This is a genomic window from Mycobacterium kansasii ATCC 12478 (assembly GCF_000157895.3).
Taxonomy (GTDB): domain Bacteria; phylum Actinomycetota; class Actinomycetes; order Mycobacteriales; family Mycobacteriaceae; genus Mycobacterium; species Mycobacterium kansasii.
Genome location: NC_022663.1, coordinates 5,434,797 through 5,451,127 on the forward strand (window position 1 = coordinate 5,434,797; position 16,331 = coordinate 5,451,127).

The following is a 16,331-nucleotide window of genomic DNA, read 5'->3' on the forward strand; positions in this document are numbered from 1 at the left end:
CTGTTCAGATGATCGCCGACGAGTCGAAGGCTTGCATTTCGGTGGTGTAGGCGTCGCCGAGCTTCTGGATGGCGGCCAGGGTCAGCAACGCCTCGGTCTCGTCGATCTTGGCCATGGCGAAACCGACGTGGATGAGCACCCAGTCGTCCGGCTGGGGCATGTCCTCGTCAAGCAGTCGCACGCTGATGGTCCGCTGCACTCCGCTGACGTCGACCTTCGCCAGATAGTTTGCCGGGTCGGTGATTTCGACGATCCGCCCCGGTATGCCCAGGCACATGTCAGCTCCTTTCTCAGGTCAGCAGATTCGCGGCAGCGGGTCGCCGACCAGCATGTCGACGATCCGGGTACCGCCGAATCCGGTTCGCAGTATCACGGTTTCGGCCGGCTCGGAGATGATTTCGCCGACTTCGGCCGCAGCGGCGCCCAGCGGATGCGAACGCACCGCGGCCAGCCCGGCTTCGGCTTCCTCGGGTGCGACGACGGCGACGAACTTGCCCTCGTTGGCGACGTAGAGGGGATCGATGCCCAGCAGCTCACACGCGCCGTTGACCGTCGGCGCCACCGGAAGCCGTTGCTCCTCGAGTAGCACCCCGAGCCCACACGCCTGGGCCAGTTCGTTGCATACGGTGCCCACTCCGCCCCGCGTGGCATCCCGCAGCCAGCGCGTCGACGGCGCGGCCGCGATCAGCAGCTCCACCAATGGGCTGAGCGACGCGGTGTCCGAACTAATGTCGGCCTCGATGGCCAGATCGCCGCGGGCCAGCATGACCGCCATGCCGTGATCGCCCATGGACCCCGACAGCAGCACCTTGTCGCCGGCGCGCACCGCGCCGGGGGAGAGCCGGCGTCCGGCGGGAATCACGCCGGCGCCGGTGGTGGTGATAAACAGGCCGTCGGCGGCGCCTTTGGGCACCACCTTGGTGTCGCCGGTGACGATCTGCACCCCGGCCTGCGCGGCCGCGGCCGCCATGTCGGCCACGATCTCCTTCAATTCGGCGATAGGGAAGCCCTCTTCGAGCACGAAGGCCGCCGAGATCCAGGACGGGACGGCGCCGGCCATCGCCAGGTCGTTGCACGTTCCATGCACGGCCAGCGAACCGACCGAGCCGCCGGGAAAACGTCTGGGCGCCACCACAAACGAATCGGTGGACATGGCGACCCGCTCGCCGCTGGGCAAGGCGAGCACGGCGCTATCGCCCAGCGACTCCAGCGCCGGGTTGCGGAATGCCTCCACGAACACCGCATCGACCAGTGCCGCCGACGCCTTTCCACCCGCGCCGTGGGCCAGTGTGACGTGGTCGTCCAGCAGCCGGGGCCGGCGCCTGCGGAACGACTCGATGCGCTCGATGACCTCGCCTTCGGCGAAACGTGGCCCCGACGAAAGGTATTCGCCTGCTGACTTACTCATGCGGCCCCCAGATCCCGTTCGCCCCGTTCGTGCACGGCCAACCACAGCTGATAGCCCAGCAGCGCTTGGGATTCCTGAATCCGGTGCACGCTTTGTGAGCGAACGATGAAGCAGGCGTCCACGTGTGGGTTGTCGGCAAAGGCGCCGCCGTCGTATCCGGCGAATCCGATGGTGTACAAACCCCGCTGGCGCGCCTCGGCGAGCGCGGCCAGCAGGTTGGGCGAATTGCCGCTGGTGGACATGGCGATCGCGATGTCACCGGCCTTCGCGCGGGCGATCAGCTGGCGGGCGAACACCAACTCGAACCCGACATCGTTGCCCAGGGCGGTCAGGATCGCCTGATCGGCCGTCAACGACCAGGCCGGCAGCGGGGTGCCAATCGGCGGCCGGGCGAACAGCCGGGCCAAGGTGGTGGAATCGGTGCAGCTGCCACCGTTTCCGAAGGTGAACATCCGCCCGCCCGCCGCGAATCGGCGCGCCATCTCGGTGGCGGCCGCCGTCACCAGGTCGGCGTTGGCGTCCAGGGTGGCGCGGCGCAGGGCCAGGCTTTCGGCGGCCTTCGCCTGCGCCGAGGCGGCCAGGTCGGCCAGCAGCGATTCGGGGTTTTCCTCCTGTGCGTCGATGAACGGATACAGGAAGTTTGTCGGTTCGTCGCTCATCAGGTGTCCTCCTCGAGCCGGCTGATCGCCGTGCCCGCATGCACCAGCACCAGATCCCCGGCCGCGACCGGACCCACCAGCGTCGTCACCACGTCCTCGACGCCGCGCCCGGTGCGCACGGCGGCCAGGCCGTCAGCCGACACGGCCACCACTTCGCCCAGCCGTCCCTCGTCGCTACAGGTGACGCAAACCTCTTCCGCGCATTCAGGTTTGAGTAACCCTGGATGTTCGAAGCACACATGGGTCAGCTCCCACAACACGTGATAGAACAGCACGAAGCCACCGGTCGCGGGCGCCCGCGGGTCGGGATCATCCAGCCACAACACATGATCGGCCGCACCGGCTTTCGGGCGCTCACCGCTGCCGATCCACAGCGTGGTGGCACCCCAGGCCGGGCAACGGCGCATGATCGAGCGTACGTCCGGCTGGTCGGCGCCGGCGACCGCGACGACGATGTCGCCGGGGCGCACCGACACCCGCACCAGGTCCACCAGATCCGCCCCGGTGAGCGCGACCGCCGGCAGGGCGCGTTTGCCCATGATCACCGGGTGCACGAATTCGACCGCAATGTGCAGGGCATGCGGTTCCCACGACGGCGCGACCGACCACATGGTGGCTCCCGCGGCGAATCGCCTGGCCAACGTGAAAGCGGTGGCTGCCAGGTCGGCGGCCAATTCGGAACTGACTCCGCGGTCGATGGCGGTGGGAATGCTCACTGCTCAGCCGCCTCCGCCCCTGTCAGCATCGAAATCACGGCCTGACCCAGCGCCAACCCGCCGTCGTTGGGCGGCACCGTGCGGTGGGTCAGCACCTCGAACCCGAGGCGCAGCAACCGTTCCCGGCACGCTCGCAGCAACAGGACGTTCTGGAACACGCCACCGGTCAGGCCGACCAGCCGCACGCTGCCGGCCACTTGAGCAACCACCCGGGCGACGGCGTCGGCGACCGCCCGGTGGAAACACGCCGCCAGCAGCGCCGGGGGAGTGCCGGCGCGCAGGGCCGACACCAGGGTTTGCACCATGGTGGCCGGATCGATGACCCCGTCGGCCCGCACCGTCAGCGGCAGCGACGGGCCGGCGCGCCCGCCCGCCGACTCGGCCAGTACTTCGAGTTCGATGGCTGCCTGGCCTTCGTAGTCGATCCGGTGGCGCACTCCGAGTATCGACGCGACTGCGTCGAACAACCGGCCCATGCTCGAACAGGGCACACAGCCGGCGCCGCTCTCCAATTGCGAACGGATGAGCCGTAATTCGTCGGGTGTCGCGGCGGTGACCGGGGCCAGATCCGGGGTCCAGTCGATGTGGGCCAGCCACAGCTGCGACAGCGCCATCCGCCAGGGATTGCGCACCGCGGCGTCGCCTCCGGGCAGCGGCACCGGCAAGAGGTGTCCGGCCCGGGCGAAGCGGTGGCTGTCGCGGCCGAGGACCAGGATCTCTCCGCCCCAGATGGTGGCATCGCAGCCGTAACCGGTGCCGTCGAAGGAGACTCCGACGACGGGTTCGCCGAGGCGCCCGTGTTCGGCCAGCAGCGACACCACGTGCGCGTGGTGGTGCTGTACCACATCGAGCGGCCGATCGCCGGCGTGGCGCTCCGCCCAACCCCGGGTGTGATACCCCGGATGCAGATCGGCGGCCAATCGCTTTGGCGCACAGCGTATTTCGCTAAGCTGGCGCACCGCGCGCTCGAACGCGCGCAGCGTCTCCCAGCTACCCATGTCGCCGATGTGGGCGGACAGGTACGCGCGACTGCCATCGGTGAGGCAGAAGGTGTTCTTCAGTTCCCCGCCCACCGCCAGGACGGCCGGACCGTCGTAGCCGAGCTCGACCGGCAGCGGCGCGTAACCGCGGGAGCGGCGGATCGGCAGCTCGCGCCCCGACCCTCCCTCGCTGACCACCCGTACCACCGAGTCGTCACAGGGCACGTGGATGGGACGGTCATGGTCGAGTACCGCATCGCAGAGCGGCGAAAGTCGCCGTGCCGCATCGGCGTCGGTGAAACAGATGGGCTCGTCGGACCGGTTGGCGCTGGTCAGCACCAGCGCGTCGGGCACCGGGCCGCGGCCACCGGGAACCGGCGCCAGCAGCAGGTGATGGATGGGGGAGTAGGGCAGCATCAGCCCGAGCAGCGGACTACCGGGCGCAACGGAGTCGGCTACCGCGGCGGTGTCACGTCGGCGCAGCAACACGATGGGCCGGGCCGGACCGGACAACACCGTCGCCTCGGTGTCGTCGACGTAGGCGTAGCGGCGGGCGACGTCCAGATCGCGTACCAGCATGGCAAACGGCTTGGCGCCACGCGCCTTTCGTGACCGCAGCGAGCGCACCACCGCGTCGTCGTCGACCGCGCAGGCCAGGTGGTAACCGCCGATCCCCTTGATGGCGACCACCGCACCGGCCGCCAGCGCCCGCTGCGTGGCCGCCAGCGCGGCGTCGGAGCCGCGAACCCACCCGGCTGCTGACCGAAACCACAGCGACGGCCCGCAGTCCGGGCAGGCGATCGGCTGTGCGTGGAACCGGCGATCGGATGATTCGTGGTATTCGGCCGCACACCGCTCGCACATGGCAAACCCCGCCATGGTGGTACCCGGGCGGTCATAGGGCAGCGTGCGGATGACCGTGAACCGTGGCCCGCAGTTGGTGCAGGTGATGAACGGGTGCCGGTAGCGGCGGTCCCGGGGGTCGAACAATTCGGTGACGCAGTCGTCGCACACCGCGACATCCGGCGGAATCGGCGTCCTGGCACCCCCAACCGTCTGGCTGGCCACGATCCGGAATCCGGATGTGCTTGTCTCGGTCGCGATCTCGGTCACCGAGACCGAGCTGATCCGAGCCAGCGGCGGCGCCTCGGCGCGCAGCCGGCGGGCGAACTCGTCGAGCTGGACCCGCCCACCCTGTACTTCCACGAAGACCGCGCGGGAATCGTTGCCGACGAACCCGGCCAGCCCCAGCTCGGTGGCCAGCACGTGGACGAACGGACGAAAACCAACCCCTTGGACGACACCGGTGACGGTGATGCGCCGCCGAAGGTCGTCGGAACGCAGCAACAAGGGCGTGTCGGTCATGTCAAACCCAGCCGCGATCGCCATCGGGAGTGCGGCCCCGCCCCATCAGCTCCAGGCCGGCCATCGCCTGCTCGGCTCCGGCCCGGTCGGTCTTCTCGACCACGAAGCCCATGTGAATGATCACCCAGTCACCGGGTGCGAACGTCTCCTCCGGAAGCATGCCCACGTTGACTTTGCGCTGCTCGCCGGAGACATCGACCAGGGCCAGCTGCCCCTCGTAGCCGTCGAGCATCCTGATCACCTGACCGGGTATACCCAGACACATGATCAGCACTCCTCTCGGATCGCTTCCGGGGCCGAGGTTGTTCGCAACGCCGCGACGATCTCCTCGACCGCGCGGGCGGCGCGGGGGACGGCCTTGGCGACGGGTTCGCTGAGCCCCATGCCTTCTTCGACGCTACCCGCCTCGCACCCGACGACGACGGTGTAGGGCGGCGTGCCCCCCAGCGCCCGCAGGTTGGCGAAGACGGTGGCCGGGTCCATGTTGTGCGCGTCCAGGCTCGTCGGGTCGGACCACCAGTCATGATCGGCCTGGAAGACGTGCAAGGCGCCCGGATCGCCGCGGCTGGGCACCGCGTCGACCAGCACCAGGGTGTCCCAGCCCTCGAGCAGGTCGTAGGCCAGATGCATGCCGCGGATGCCGTAGTCGATGACGCGGACCTGCGAACCGTCCTGCGGAATCGCGGCGTGGCGCAGCACCTCGGAGCCGAAACCGTCGTCCCCCAGGAAAATGTTGCCGATTCCGGCGACCAGGATGCGCGCTGTCATGGGTTGACCCGGGCCCGGCTACATCCGCCGCAGCTTCAGGTAGCGGCGGGCATCCGGTAGTGATGCCACACCCAAGGCCACCGCGACGGCCACCACCAGCGCGATGAGGGCAATGAACACCCAACCTAAGACGTCCATGGCGAACTCCTTTCACATGTTGTGAGTTTGTAGCGGTTCCACCTCGTCAGGGGAGAAGTACCGGTAGCGGCCATACCACTCGTGCAATTCGGCCGCCGGATCGTCGTCGACCACCACGGCGACGTGCGTGTTGCCGTCGACGTCCTGGTGCACCGACGCGACGTGGGCGGTCTTGCCGGCGACGAAGATGTCCTGCGCGTCGGCGTTGCGCCTCGGCCGTAACCGGACCCGGCTGCCCCGGGCGATCCGGACTCCGTTCACCAGCACGGCGTCGATCTCGGGACGAACCGCGTCGTCGGCCAGCGGATCCCACCAGTCGAGCCCCACAGGTATCTCCGGGACCAGCCCGACAACCCCGTGCGGATCCCGCAGCACCCCGTGCAACCGGGACATGTCCTGCGGGGACATGGCCTCACACCGGTCGATGATCCGGGCGGCCCGCGGATCGGTGGCCCGCGCCTGAGCCTTTTCCTCGTCGGTCATGGTCATCACGCGCAGCGTCAGGATCTCGTCGATCTCGGTGCAGTCATACAGCTCGGTGCTGCTCTGTTCGGCGATTTCGGGGTGGTCGTAGAGGATGATCGGCGAAATCAGCAGCAGGTCGTGGCTGCCCGGTGGCCCGGCCAGCACGGGGAAGCAGCGGTGCTGGGTGCACCGCGACACCGACCCGGATGCGGCCGGCGCTGGCTCGAGTAACGAAACAAACTGGCCGCCGACGACTTCGGCGAGGATATGGGTACCGATCAGCGACCGCGCAATCGCATCGTTCTTATCGCAAGCGCTGGGACCGACGTTGGTGACACGCAACGAGACCCGGCGCAGCTCACCGTCGGGTTCGCAGGAGACGCTGAGCTCGCCACGCACCTGGCGGCGGTGCCGAACCAGCCGGCCGCCGTCGACGGATTCGACATCGCTGGCCTCCTGCGCCAGCACCGGCAGCCTCCACGGCTGGTCCTCGAATGCCAACGGGCCGAATGACCTTTCACATTCGACGGCTTCGTCCCAGGACAGCCACGATCCCGACGCCGTGGTCAGTTCGGCCACGGGTTCGAAGCCGCCGCCGGCACGTGCCCGCTCGGCGCGGCGATGCTGCAATTGCAGGAATCTCACCACCAGGGTGATCGCCCGGGCGCCGTCGACCAGGAACTGCGCCGCCATCGTGTCGTCTTCGCCCAGCCCGGCGTCGGCCGCGCCGGGTGGTCCCAGAACGCCGAACTGCCAACGGGATTGGTTCTTGCTGGACGTCCCGCGGTACGGGTAGAGCAGGTAACCTTCGTAGAGCACCGCGTCGGCGACGGCGCGGGCGCGGTCCCAGCTGGAGGTCACGGGCTTGCCTCTCGTTGCGATGCGTCGGCCAACAGCGCGGTGAGAGCGTGGTCGAGGTCGAGCAGGCCGCGCGCCGACTTATAGTGGGCGAGCGCGCTGATGGTGTCATGACTGAGCCGCAGCCATCCCGTGTTCGGGTAGTGCTGGACCATCAGCTCACGCCATACCGCGACCGGCATGTCATAGCGGTCCTCGCAGTCCCAGGAAACGTGCTGCACCGAGAAGCCGCGCTCGGATTTCGCGAAAACTGTTCCACTGAACAGAAATTGGAGGGGGATCGCGCCGTCGCGCAGCGCGTGCAGGTACTTGGCCGCGGCCACCTCGAAGTCGTAGGTGCAGGCCAGGGGCAGCGCCGCGGTGGTGTGGCCGGTGAAACCCGGCACCATGGCGGTGCAATGCTGCCACAGGAAGGTCCGTTGGGTGTGTGCCCAGCGTTCCCGGGGTCCGAACAAGTCGAGCAGTCCGGCGGCTTCGTCGTCGGAGTAGGAACGCCGCAGCGGTTCGATGCGGACCTGGCAGCGCAGCGCGATGGCGTGCACCGGGTCCCCTACCTCAGAGCCGCTGGAGGCGATGTCGATGCGGGCGGTGAGCAACGGGCTGACGGTGTACGGCTCGGGCGCCACGTCGAGTACGGCGAACATCAGGTCCATCGGCTGGGTCACCGCGGCGTCTCCCGTGCTTGGGCGGCGACCTGGGCGAAGAAGCCGTCGATGAATTCCCGCGCCTGCTGGCCGCCGTCGAAGCCGCGCCACAGCAATCGCAACCGGCCGACGAATTCGTAGCAGGCGTCGATCGGTACCAGGAAGCTTTGCGGAGAACCAGATTCGGGGACCCGGACCAGCAGCGCCTCGACGTCGTCGGCCACCAGGCTGAGCCGGGGGTCGGCCCCGCCGAGGGCGTTCCAGGCGTCGAGATCCAGTTCCGATTCGGTGGCGCCGGCCGGACCCGGGTAGAAGGCGACGGTGCGGCCGATGGCGGAGTTGGTGAAAAAGAATGCCACCCCGACCGGAATCTGCAGTGCCTCCCAGGTGGGCCGGTCGAGAGCGAAATCGGGGAACGCCAGATACCGGTCCGGCACGGCGCGGTAGCGCAGCTCGGCTTCGGAGTCGGTGAATAGCAGGTAGCAGGCGCGGCAGACGCACATCAGTTGCCGCCCGGCCACATTCACCACATGCTGATGCTCGTCGGGTATCGACTCCGAGCACATCTCACATCGCTCGCCGGCGGGTTCGGGGGCCGGCTGGTTGGTCCTGATCCGCGCCAGGACTTCATAGGGACTGGTCATGCCGAAGCTCCCATGGCGTCGGTCACCGCGCAGGGTAGCGCCACCGAGAGCACGCCGTCCCGGGTCAGTAGCGGCAACGGGTCGAGGTGGGCACCGTTCGCGCCGGCACCCGCACCCACCACGTCGAATCCGGTTCCGCAGCGCGGGCAGTGGAGCAGCCGGTCGGCCAGAGCCGCACCGGCCAGCGTGTCGTCACACACCGGGCAGTGGTCCCGGTAGGCGAAGATGTCGTCGCCGACCCGACATGCCAGCATGGTGGTGCCGGCGATCAGGAAACCGCCCACCTCGCCGGACTCCAACTCGTCTAGCTCCGGCACCGGATGCCAGGTGGCAGCGCCGTGGCCGTTGGAATGCACTCGCGCCAAAAGGGTTTCGGCCGCAATAACGGTGCCGGGCTTGGTGTCCGTGACCAGTTCGATCGCGCAGATCTCCGGGGCGGCCGCGCGGATAGCGTCCTGCACCGCGAGCTCCAGCGTCACCGCCGACGACGGGCAACTCTTGCAGCTGCCGGTGAACGCCAGTCGCACAACGGTATCGGTGACTTCGAGCAGATCGACGTCGCCGCCGTGCGACCCCAGGTAGGGCCGCACCCGTTCCAGCGCGTCCGACACCCGCCGGTGCACATCATGGGGGTGCAGGCCGTGCACCAGGAGCAGGCTGGCCACCAGGTCGTCGGTGGCCAGCCGCTCGGCTAGGCCGTTGTCGAGCGCCGCCTCGCCAAGCAGCCCGATGATCCGTTCCAGCCCGGCTCCGTAGAGTCCGACCACCTCGCGGACCAGTTGCTGGGCGCGTTCCTGCACGACCGGCCCGGCTGCCGCGCAGGAATCCAGCAGGGTCTGGATTCGATCGCCCGCGGTGCGCCATTGTGTGTCGTTCTCGGGGGTATCCGGGCGATCGGCCATGCGTCACTCCTTTTGATGGTGATGACCCGGCCCCCGCACGCGGGAGGTGCCCCCAGCGCCCGGCTTCGCCGCGCTCGCGATCATCACGCCTCGATCGGTGACTGCGTCGGCGTGTGCAGTCTCTCGAGCGTCTTGCCCTTGCCCAGGTACATGTGCACGCCGCAGGGCAGGCACGGATCGAAGCTGCGTACCGTGCGCATCACGTCGATGCCCTTGAAGTTCTCCCGGCTGTTCTCCTCGAAGATCGGCTGACCCTGCACCGCGTCTTCGTAAGGGCCCGGCGTGCCGTAGCTGTCGCGCGGGTTGGCGTTCCACGGGGTGGGCGGGTACGGGTGATAGTTGGCGATCTTGCCGTCGCGGATCACCATGTGGTGGCTGAGCACGCCCCGCACCGCTTCGGTGAACCCGCAGCCGATGGCCTCGTCGGGCACCTCGAAGCGCTCCCACGTCTTGGTGCGTCCGGCGCGGATTTCCGTCAACGCCTTCTCGGCGAAGTGCAGCGCGCATGCGGCCGCGTAGGCCTGGAAGTAGGTGCGGGCCCGGTCGCGTTCGATGGTGTTGCTGCCGTGCCTGGGCACCTTCCATTCGAATTCGACCGGACCTTTCAGGGCGGTCTTGGGCAGGTTGATCTTGACGCTGTTGCCGGTCGCCTTGACGTAGCCGATGTCGACCAGGCCGGCTAGTGCCGTGGCCCACAACCGGGCCAGCGGGCCGCCGCCGGTGTCCAGCGCCAGATGGTCCGTGCCGTCGAACCAGCGCGGCGACATCACCCAGCTGTACTTGCCGCCGTCCATGTCCCGCTTCTGCGGATGGGGGTTGGTGTGCTGGTTCCACGGATGGCGCCGGTCCACGGCGTTGCCCAGCGGGTCGGTCTTGACGAACATCTCCTGGTCGGCCCAGTCGTCGTAATACGAACTGCCCAACAGGATTCGGATGCCGAGGTTGATGTCCACCAGCGAGTGGGTGACCAGTTTGCCGTCGACCACCACGCCCGGGGTGACGAACATGGCGTTACCCCAACGCTCCATGTCCTTGTATTGGAAGTTGCACACCTCGGGATCCTGGAACGAGCCCCAGCAGCCCAGCAGCGTGCGGCGCAGGCCGACCTTCTCGTAGCCGGGCAGGGCGTCGTAGAAGAAGTCGAACAGGTCGTCGTGCATCGGTACGACCTTCTTCATGAACTCGACGTAGCGCATCAGCCGGGTCATGTAGTCGGTCATCAGCTGGACGGTGGCGGTGGTTCCGATGCCGCCCGGGTACAGCGTCGACGGGTGTACGTGGCGACCCTCCATGAGGCAGAACATCTCCCGGGTCCAGCGGCTGACCTGCAGTGCCTCCCGGTAGAACTCGCCGCTGAACGGGTTGAGCGAGCGCATGATCTCGGCGATGGTCTTGTAGCCGTGCGCGTCGGCGTGCGGCGCCGCCGTTTTCTCCGCCTTGGCCAGCACCCCCGGATTGGTTTCGGCGACCATCTTCTCGCAGAAGTCCACGCCGACCAGGTTCTCCTGGAAGATGTTGTGGTCGAACATGTATTCGGCGGCCTCGCCGAGGTTGATCAGCCATTCACCGAGGTGCGGCGGCTTGACCCCGTAGGCCATGTTCTGGGTGTAGCAGGAGCAGGTGGCGTGGTTGTCGCCGCAGATGCCGCAGATGCGGCTGGTGATGAAGTGGGCGTCGCGGGGATCCTTGCCTTTCATAAATATCGAGTAACCGCGAAAGATCGACGAGGTGCTGTGGCACTCGACGACCTCTTTGTTCTCGAAGTCGATCTTCGTGTAGATGCCGAGGCTGCCCACGATCCGGGTGATCGGATCCCAGGACATTTCGACGAGCTGGCCGGGTTCGCGCTTGGCGGTGGTCGGCTCGGGGACGATAGTGGTCATCGAAGTCTCTCCGTCTGAGCTGAGATTGAAGCGCCTGACCTACCAAGTGCGCTGCGCGCCGGTGGTCAGTTTGTCGCCCTTATGGCGCCAGCGCGGCTCTTTGTCCAGGGTGCGGTTGGTGATGCCCCGCAGGTTGCGGATCACGGTTCCGTACAGACCCGACGCGGTGGTGGACACCTTGCCGCCCGGCGGCTCGTCCATGAACGGCATGAACTTGTCCGGGAAGCCCGGCATCGTGCAGCCGATGCAGATGCCCCCGACGTTCGGGCACCCACCGACACCGTTGATCCAGCCGCGCTTGGGCACGTTGCATTTCACAACGGGACCCCAACAGCCAAGCTTCACAATGCATTTCGGCGAACCGTATTCGGTGGCGAAGTCGCCCTGCTCGTAGTAACCGGCTCGGTCACAGCCCTCGTGCACGGTTTGCCCGAATAACCACGTGGGCCGTAGCGCGTCGTCGAGCGGAATCATCGGCGCCTGGCCGGTCGCCATGTAGAGCAGGTAGGTCAATGTCTCGGCGAGGTTGTCGGGATGAATCGGGCAGCCGGGCACGCAGACGATCGGGATGCCGGCCTTGCTCTTCCAGTCCCAGCCGAGGTAGTCGGGAACACCCATCGCGCCGGTGGGGTTGCCGGCCATCGCGTGAATGCCGCCATAGGTGGCGCAGGTCCCGACGGCGACGACCGCGGTGGCCTTGGGTGCCAGCCGGTCGAGCCACTCGCTGGTGGTGATCGGCTGGCCGGTCGCCGGATCATTGCCGAACCCGCACCAATAGCCCTCGTCCTTGATCTTTTCGTTGGGTATCGACCCTTCGACGACCAGCACGAAGGGCTCCAATTCGCCGCGATCGGCTTTGAAGAACCAGGCGAGGAAGTCGTCGGCCCCGCCGGTGGGTCCGCATTCGAAATCGATCAGCGGCCAGTGCACGGCGACCTTGGGGAGGCCGGGAAGCGCTCCGAGAGCGATTTCCTCGACGCTGGGCTGGGTGGCGGCAGTCAACGCCACCGAATCGCCGTCACAGCTGAGACCTGCATTGATCCACAGAACGTGAATCAATGCTTCTTCTGCTTTGACTGCTGCTTCTGTTGGCATATTGCAGCTTTCCGGGGCGAGCTGAAACCCCTGACACTGCCGGAGTCGACCGTCGGCCCACTTGCGCAGCGCTATTTCTGGGTCTACTCCGTGTCGTCATGCCTTGTCAATGGTTCGCAGGTGGCAACCGATTCGGCATTCGGTGGCCGTCTGTTGTATAGCCTGTCTTTGTTTCTTACCATCAGTGCCAGAACGGAATTCGCAATCCGGCATGCCCGTGATCATTGCAAATTGTTTGCAATTGACGATTCGTCAACGCGTTAGCCGGTGGGCACGCCGCGGACGAACCGACGTAGCCAACCGAACCAGGCAGCCATACCCGCACCCGTGCGCGCACTGACCGGCAAGATCGCCGCGGCCGCATTCACTTGGCGGACATGGGCGATGTAGGCCTCCACATCGGCGTCCAGGTAGGGCACCAGGTCAATCTTGTTGAGCAGCACCACATCCACCGAGCGAAACATCACCGGATACTTCAGCGGTTTGTCCTCGCCTTCGGTGACGGAGTAGACCATGGCCTTCGCGTGCTCGCCGACGTCGAATTCGGCAGGGCAGACCAGATTGCCGACGTTTTCGATGATCACCAGGTCCAGGCGGGCCAGGTCCAGACCCGGCAGGGCGCGGTTGACCATGGGTGCGTCCAGATGGCATTCGCCGCCAAAACCGTTGCTGGTGTTGAGCAGTGACACCTGGGCGCCGCGGCCGCTGAGTTTGGCGGCATCCAGGTCGGTGGCGATGTCGCCCTCGATTATCCCGATTGCGAACTCGCCGGCGAGCTCGTCGAGCGTGGCTTGCAGCACGGTGGTCTTTCCCGACCCGGGTGAGCTCATCAGGTTGAGCGCGCGGATGCCGTTGCTGTCGAATGCCGCCCGGTTGATAGTGGCGCGCGCGTCGTTCTCGGCGAAGATGTCTTCGAGGACGTCGATGCGTGCAGCGCCGGTCTGGTAACCGGTGTGGTCCCCGTGGTCGTGGTCGCCGTGCTCATGCTCGTGGATGTGCACAGTCCCGTCATCGTGTCGGTGAAACCTGCCCATTTCCAACACCTTTCACGAGACATCGAGCGACGTCACCAGAAATTCATTGCCGCGTAGCACCTCGACGTCGGGACTGTCGCAGTGCGGGCACCAGATCGACCAGGCCGAGGTGATTTCCGACCGCCGGCCGCAGGCGCGGCAGCGGACCTCGGCGGTGACGCATTCCAGTTCCAACTCGGCGTCCGGCATGTCCGCCGAGTCCCGGACCAGCGTCCAGCAAAACGACAGCGACTCCGGGACCACCTGCCGAAGCGCGCCCACCCGCACGCGGACGACGTCGACGTGGCGTCCGTCGGCATGTGTCCTGACCACGCCGGCGATCGCCTCGCACAGGGCGAGCTCATGCATGACCGGGCCCGGCGCAGCGTCGCTGGGTGAGCCGAAGCACCAGGGTGCTCATGAGCATGTTCTACACCGTCTACGGTCGATCGAGCTATCGCCGATGGCGAGGACCGGCTCTCAGATCGACGCTGACGCCAGGAGCGACAACGCGTACCGCAACGGATTTCCGCCTGGTCAATGACTCAAGACACTAGGCCGCCTCGCCGAGCCGCATCGATCCAATAACTCGTCTTCACTGCTTCTGATTGTGGTGTGGGTTGTCTGTCCCGTTGTCTGCCTTAGCATTCCAGGTCCCGGGGATCATCGGCATCCGTGCGCCGTCGCCGAGGCCGCTGCCGTCAAGCGTGGCGAAACCCGCCGCTTCGACGAGTGTCTGGGTGCGGGCCGTGCCGCGGGATCCCAGCGGACCCGCACCCCACGCCGACGCACCTGAAACCTGCTGTTCGTCGGGTCGGGGAGCGGCCAGGTCCCCATCGAGTTCCATCTCGGCGAACTCGTCGCGATGTCCCCGTTCGCCGGCCGGCGTCCGTCGGCGCCGACGTGCGCGGGCCTCCCGCCGATCCGATGCCTGCGCGGCCGCGGCGGCCGCGGCCGAATCAGTAGCTGGCTCCTTCGTCCGGGCACGGGTCGAAAGTCGGGAATCTGACCCGATGGTCGGGCCGCCGACGACGAAGGGGGGAAACCCTTCGATACCGGCCGCTGGTGTCGGCGCAGGGGTTGACGCGACGATGCCGGCAGCGGGCGCCGGCGCCGCGGCGGGAGCAGTTGCCGAGGCCGTGGCCGTCGAAAGCGTCGGAGCTATCCCGGCGCCCGGCAATGTCATCGGTAGCATCAGCACCGGCTCCGGGCCGGGTACCGGGATCGCGGCAATCTGGGTGGCAGTCAGGCCGGCAAGTCCGGCGAAGCCCGTTGCCGCCCCCAGCGTGGCGATGGTTTGGCCGAGGGCAACCGCCAACAGCTGCGGGGACTGGGCTAGCCAGGTGACGATCTGCATGATGTGCGTCGGCAAATCGAACACCAAGATGCCGAACAGGAACTCAAACGCCGCCACCGGATTGGTGAAGAGGAGCCGCCAGAATTCCTCGCCGTCCTGAAAGAATTCTAGGGCGCGAGCTAACCACCAGATTGGTTGTCCGGGGTTCGTGTACGCGTCGTAGGGCAACCCGTTGAGGGTGCCGTTCGCGGGGTCCCAGATGATGCGGCCGCCGCTGATCACTTTCAGTATTTCGGCGATGAGGTTGTCTATCGGGGTGGCGTGGCCTGAATCGCCGGCCTTCCCGGACTCCTGGGCCGGTGTGTTCGATTTCAGGATCGGCGGGGCGGGCCCAGTCTGTGGGATCGATGTCACCGCGCTTCCGGATATTGCTTGATAGGTCGCCATAGTCGTCGCGGCCTGAATCCACATGCGCAAATAATCGGCCTCATTGAGCGCAATGGGGATGGTGTTGATCCCGAAGAAATTCGTCGCCACCAAACCTGCGTGGCTGGCATGATTGGCGGCTAATTCAGGCAGAGTCGGCATGGCCGCCAATGCGGCCGTGTATGCCGCGGCCAAGGTCTCGTGCCGGGTGGCCGCTGTCGCGGTGTCGGCACTGGCCTGTGCCAACCAGGCCAGGTAGGGACCGTAGGCGGCCACGAATGCGTCGGCACTGGGCCCCCGCCACACCCCGGCCTGCACCGCGGCCAACAACGTTCCCAGTTCTGCTGCTACCGCGGCGTATTCGTCGCTCAGTGAGGACCATCCCGCCGCGGCTGTCAGCAACGGTTCTGGACCCGGGCCGCTATTCAGCAACGCTGAATGCACCTCCGGAGGTGAGGCCAGCCACACCGGCGCGGTCATAGTCCAGCACTGAGGTAGGAAACGGCCGCCACCGCGTCGCCGGTTGCGTAAGTGGTAGCGGACTCGGCTACCGCGACACCTGAGCGGCCGAGATCCTCGAGGCCCCGGGCCGCCACGGCAGCGTGTGCGCTGCCACGAACACCGGCCTCGACTGCGCTTTGCACCGACACCGGATCTGCAGCCGGCGGGGCCACCACGGTGATCAGCGGAACCGCGGCTGCATGCGCCGCTGCCAGCCGTGTGGTCAATGCTTCGATGGCCGCGCTCGCGGCGATCAGCCCTTCCGGAACAACGCTCAACGTCACGACGGTCCCTCCATCTTCGCGCTGCAACTTCACGTAGCATACTATTGAACATGAAAATCATTACCATATAGCTTCCCGGGTTAGTCGGGCCCCACGGTTGATGTGCGTTCCCCGATGCGGGAACGCCTGCGAGCCGGACCACGGCAGGGTGAGCTGTGAGGTGCACGGGGGCCCGGCGGGCCGCCGCGGGCGGCACCTGGCGCATCCACTGGGGCGGACAGACCTTCCCATGGCCCAGACGCAGGGTTTAACGAGTGGACACGCGGTGTCGCACCGAAAAGACGG

At 67.0% G+C, this 16,331-nt stretch carries 17 protein-coding genes and 1 pseudogene; all 18 read right to left on the minus strand.

Going from position 1 to position 16,331, the window contains the following annotated elements; genetic code table 11:
- Positions 1 to 4: 4 nt before the first annotated feature.
- The gene (locus tag MKAN_RS23480; RefSeq protein ID WP_023372381.1) at positions 5 to 277 is read right to left on the minus strand and encodes a HypC/HybG/HupF family hydrogenase formation chaperone; all 273 of its coding nucleotides are present in this window, start codon (positions 275 to 277) and stop codon (positions 5 to 7) included.
- 18 nt (positions 278 to 295) lie between these two features.
- Entirely contained in the window at positions 296 to 1,408 is a 1,113-nt protein-coding gene (gene hypE, locus MKAN_RS23485) for a hydrogenase expression/formation protein HypE (protein WP_023372382.1), read from the minus strand.
- The gene (locus tag MKAN_RS23490; protein WP_023372383.1) at positions 1,405 to 2,067 is read right to left on the minus strand and encodes a D-sedoheptulose-7-phosphate isomerase; all 663 of its coding nucleotides are present in this window, start codon (positions 2,065 to 2,067) and stop codon (positions 1,405 to 1,407) included. Before MKAN_RS23490 ends, hypE begins: the two co-directional genes overlap by 4 nt.
- Complete coding sequence (locus MKAN_RS23495; protein ID WP_023372384.1) at positions 2,067 to 2,783, minus strand: HypC/HybG/HupF family hydrogenase formation chaperone; 717 nt, start codon at positions 2,781 to 2,783, stop codon at positions 2,067 to 2,069. The genes MKAN_RS23490 and MKAN_RS23495 overlap by 1 nt, the downstream gene beginning before the upstream one ends.
- Positions 2,780 to 5,128, minus strand: coding sequence for a carbamoyltransferase HypF (hypF, locus tag MKAN_RS23500; protein ID WP_036391340.1), 2,349 nt, complete (start codon positions 5,126 to 5,128; stop codon positions 2,780 to 2,782). The genes MKAN_RS23495 and hypF overlap by 4 nt, the downstream gene beginning before the upstream one ends.
- Position 5,129: 1 nt before the next feature.
- Complete coding sequence (locus MKAN_RS23505) at positions 5,130 to 5,393, minus strand: HypC/HybG/HupF family hydrogenase formation chaperone (RefSeq protein ID WP_036392016.1); 264 nt, start codon at positions 5,391 to 5,393, stop codon at positions 5,130 to 5,132.
- Between the two features lie 2 nt (positions 5,394 to 5,395).
- Complete coding sequence (locus tag MKAN_RS23510) at positions 5,396 to 5,896, minus strand: hydrogenase maturation protease (protein ID WP_023372387.1); 501 nt, start codon at positions 5,894 to 5,896, stop codon at positions 5,396 to 5,398.
- A gap of 18 nt (positions 5,897 to 5,914) precedes the next feature.
- Positions 5,915 to 6,034, minus strand: coding sequence for a DUF6893 family small protein (locus MKAN_RS33120; protein WP_023372388.1), 120 nt, complete (start codon positions 6,032 to 6,034; stop codon positions 5,915 to 5,917).
- Positions 6,022 to 7,360, minus strand: a pseudogene (locus MKAN_RS23515) (hypothetical protein). Before MKAN_RS23515 ends, MKAN_RS33120 begins: the two are co-directional and overlap by 13 nt.
- Positions 7,357 to 8,010 (minus strand): DUF6084 family protein, encoded by a 654-nt coding sequence (locus tag MKAN_RS23520; protein WP_036392019.1) that lies wholly within the window; start codon positions 8,008 to 8,010, stop codon positions 7,357 to 7,359. Before MKAN_RS23520 ends, MKAN_RS23515 begins: the two are co-directional and overlap by 4 nt.
- A gap of 8 nt (positions 8,011 to 8,018) precedes the next feature.
- Entirely contained in the window at positions 8,019 to 8,645 is a 627-nt protein-coding gene (locus MKAN_RS23525; RefSeq protein WP_023372391.1) for a DUF5947 family protein, read from the minus strand.
- A complete protein-coding gene (locus MKAN_RS23530) occupies positions 8,642 to 9,547 on the minus strand; it encodes a NifU family protein (RefSeq protein WP_023372392.1) in 906 nt (301 codons plus the stop codon). The genes MKAN_RS23525 and MKAN_RS23530 overlap by 4 nt, the downstream gene beginning before the upstream one ends.
- 83 nt (positions 9,548 to 9,630) lie before the next feature.
- On the minus strand, positions 9,631 to 11,430 hold the full coding sequence (locus tag MKAN_RS23535; protein WP_023372393.1) for a nickel-dependent hydrogenase large subunit: 1,800 nt from the start codon (positions 11,428 to 11,430) through the stop codon (positions 9,631 to 9,633).
- Between the two features lie 39 nt (positions 11,431 to 11,469).
- Complete coding sequence (locus MKAN_RS23540) at positions 11,470 to 12,525, minus strand: NADH-quinone oxidoreductase subunit B family protein (RefSeq protein WP_023372394.1); 1,056 nt, start codon at positions 12,523 to 12,525, stop codon at positions 11,470 to 11,472.
- 260 nt (positions 12,526 to 12,785) lie between these two features.
- Positions 12,786 to 13,559, minus strand: coding sequence for a hydrogenase nickel incorporation protein HypB (hypB, locus tag MKAN_RS23545; RefSeq protein WP_023372395.1), 774 nt, complete (start codon positions 13,557 to 13,559; stop codon positions 12,786 to 12,788).
- Between the two features lie 12 nt (positions 13,560 to 13,571).
- Positions 13,572 to 13,907 carry a hydrogenase maturation nickel metallochaperone HypA gene (locus MKAN_RS23550; RefSeq protein WP_023372396.1) on the minus strand — a complete coding sequence of 112 codons (336 nt, stop codon included), beginning with the start codon at positions 13,905 to 13,907 and terminating at the stop codon, positions 13,572 to 13,574.
- Between the two features lie 226 nt (positions 13,908 to 14,133).
- Complete coding sequence (locus MKAN_RS23555) at positions 14,134 to 15,741, minus strand: PPE family protein (protein WP_023372397.1); 1,608 nt, start codon at positions 15,739 to 15,741, stop codon at positions 14,134 to 14,136.
- A complete protein-coding gene (locus MKAN_RS23560; protein ID WP_036392022.1) occupies positions 15,738 to 16,046 on the minus strand; it encodes a PE family protein in 309 nt (102 codons plus the stop codon). The genes MKAN_RS23555 and MKAN_RS23560 overlap by 4 nt, the downstream gene beginning before the upstream one ends.
- Positions 16,047 to 16,331: the final 285 nt, after the last annotated feature.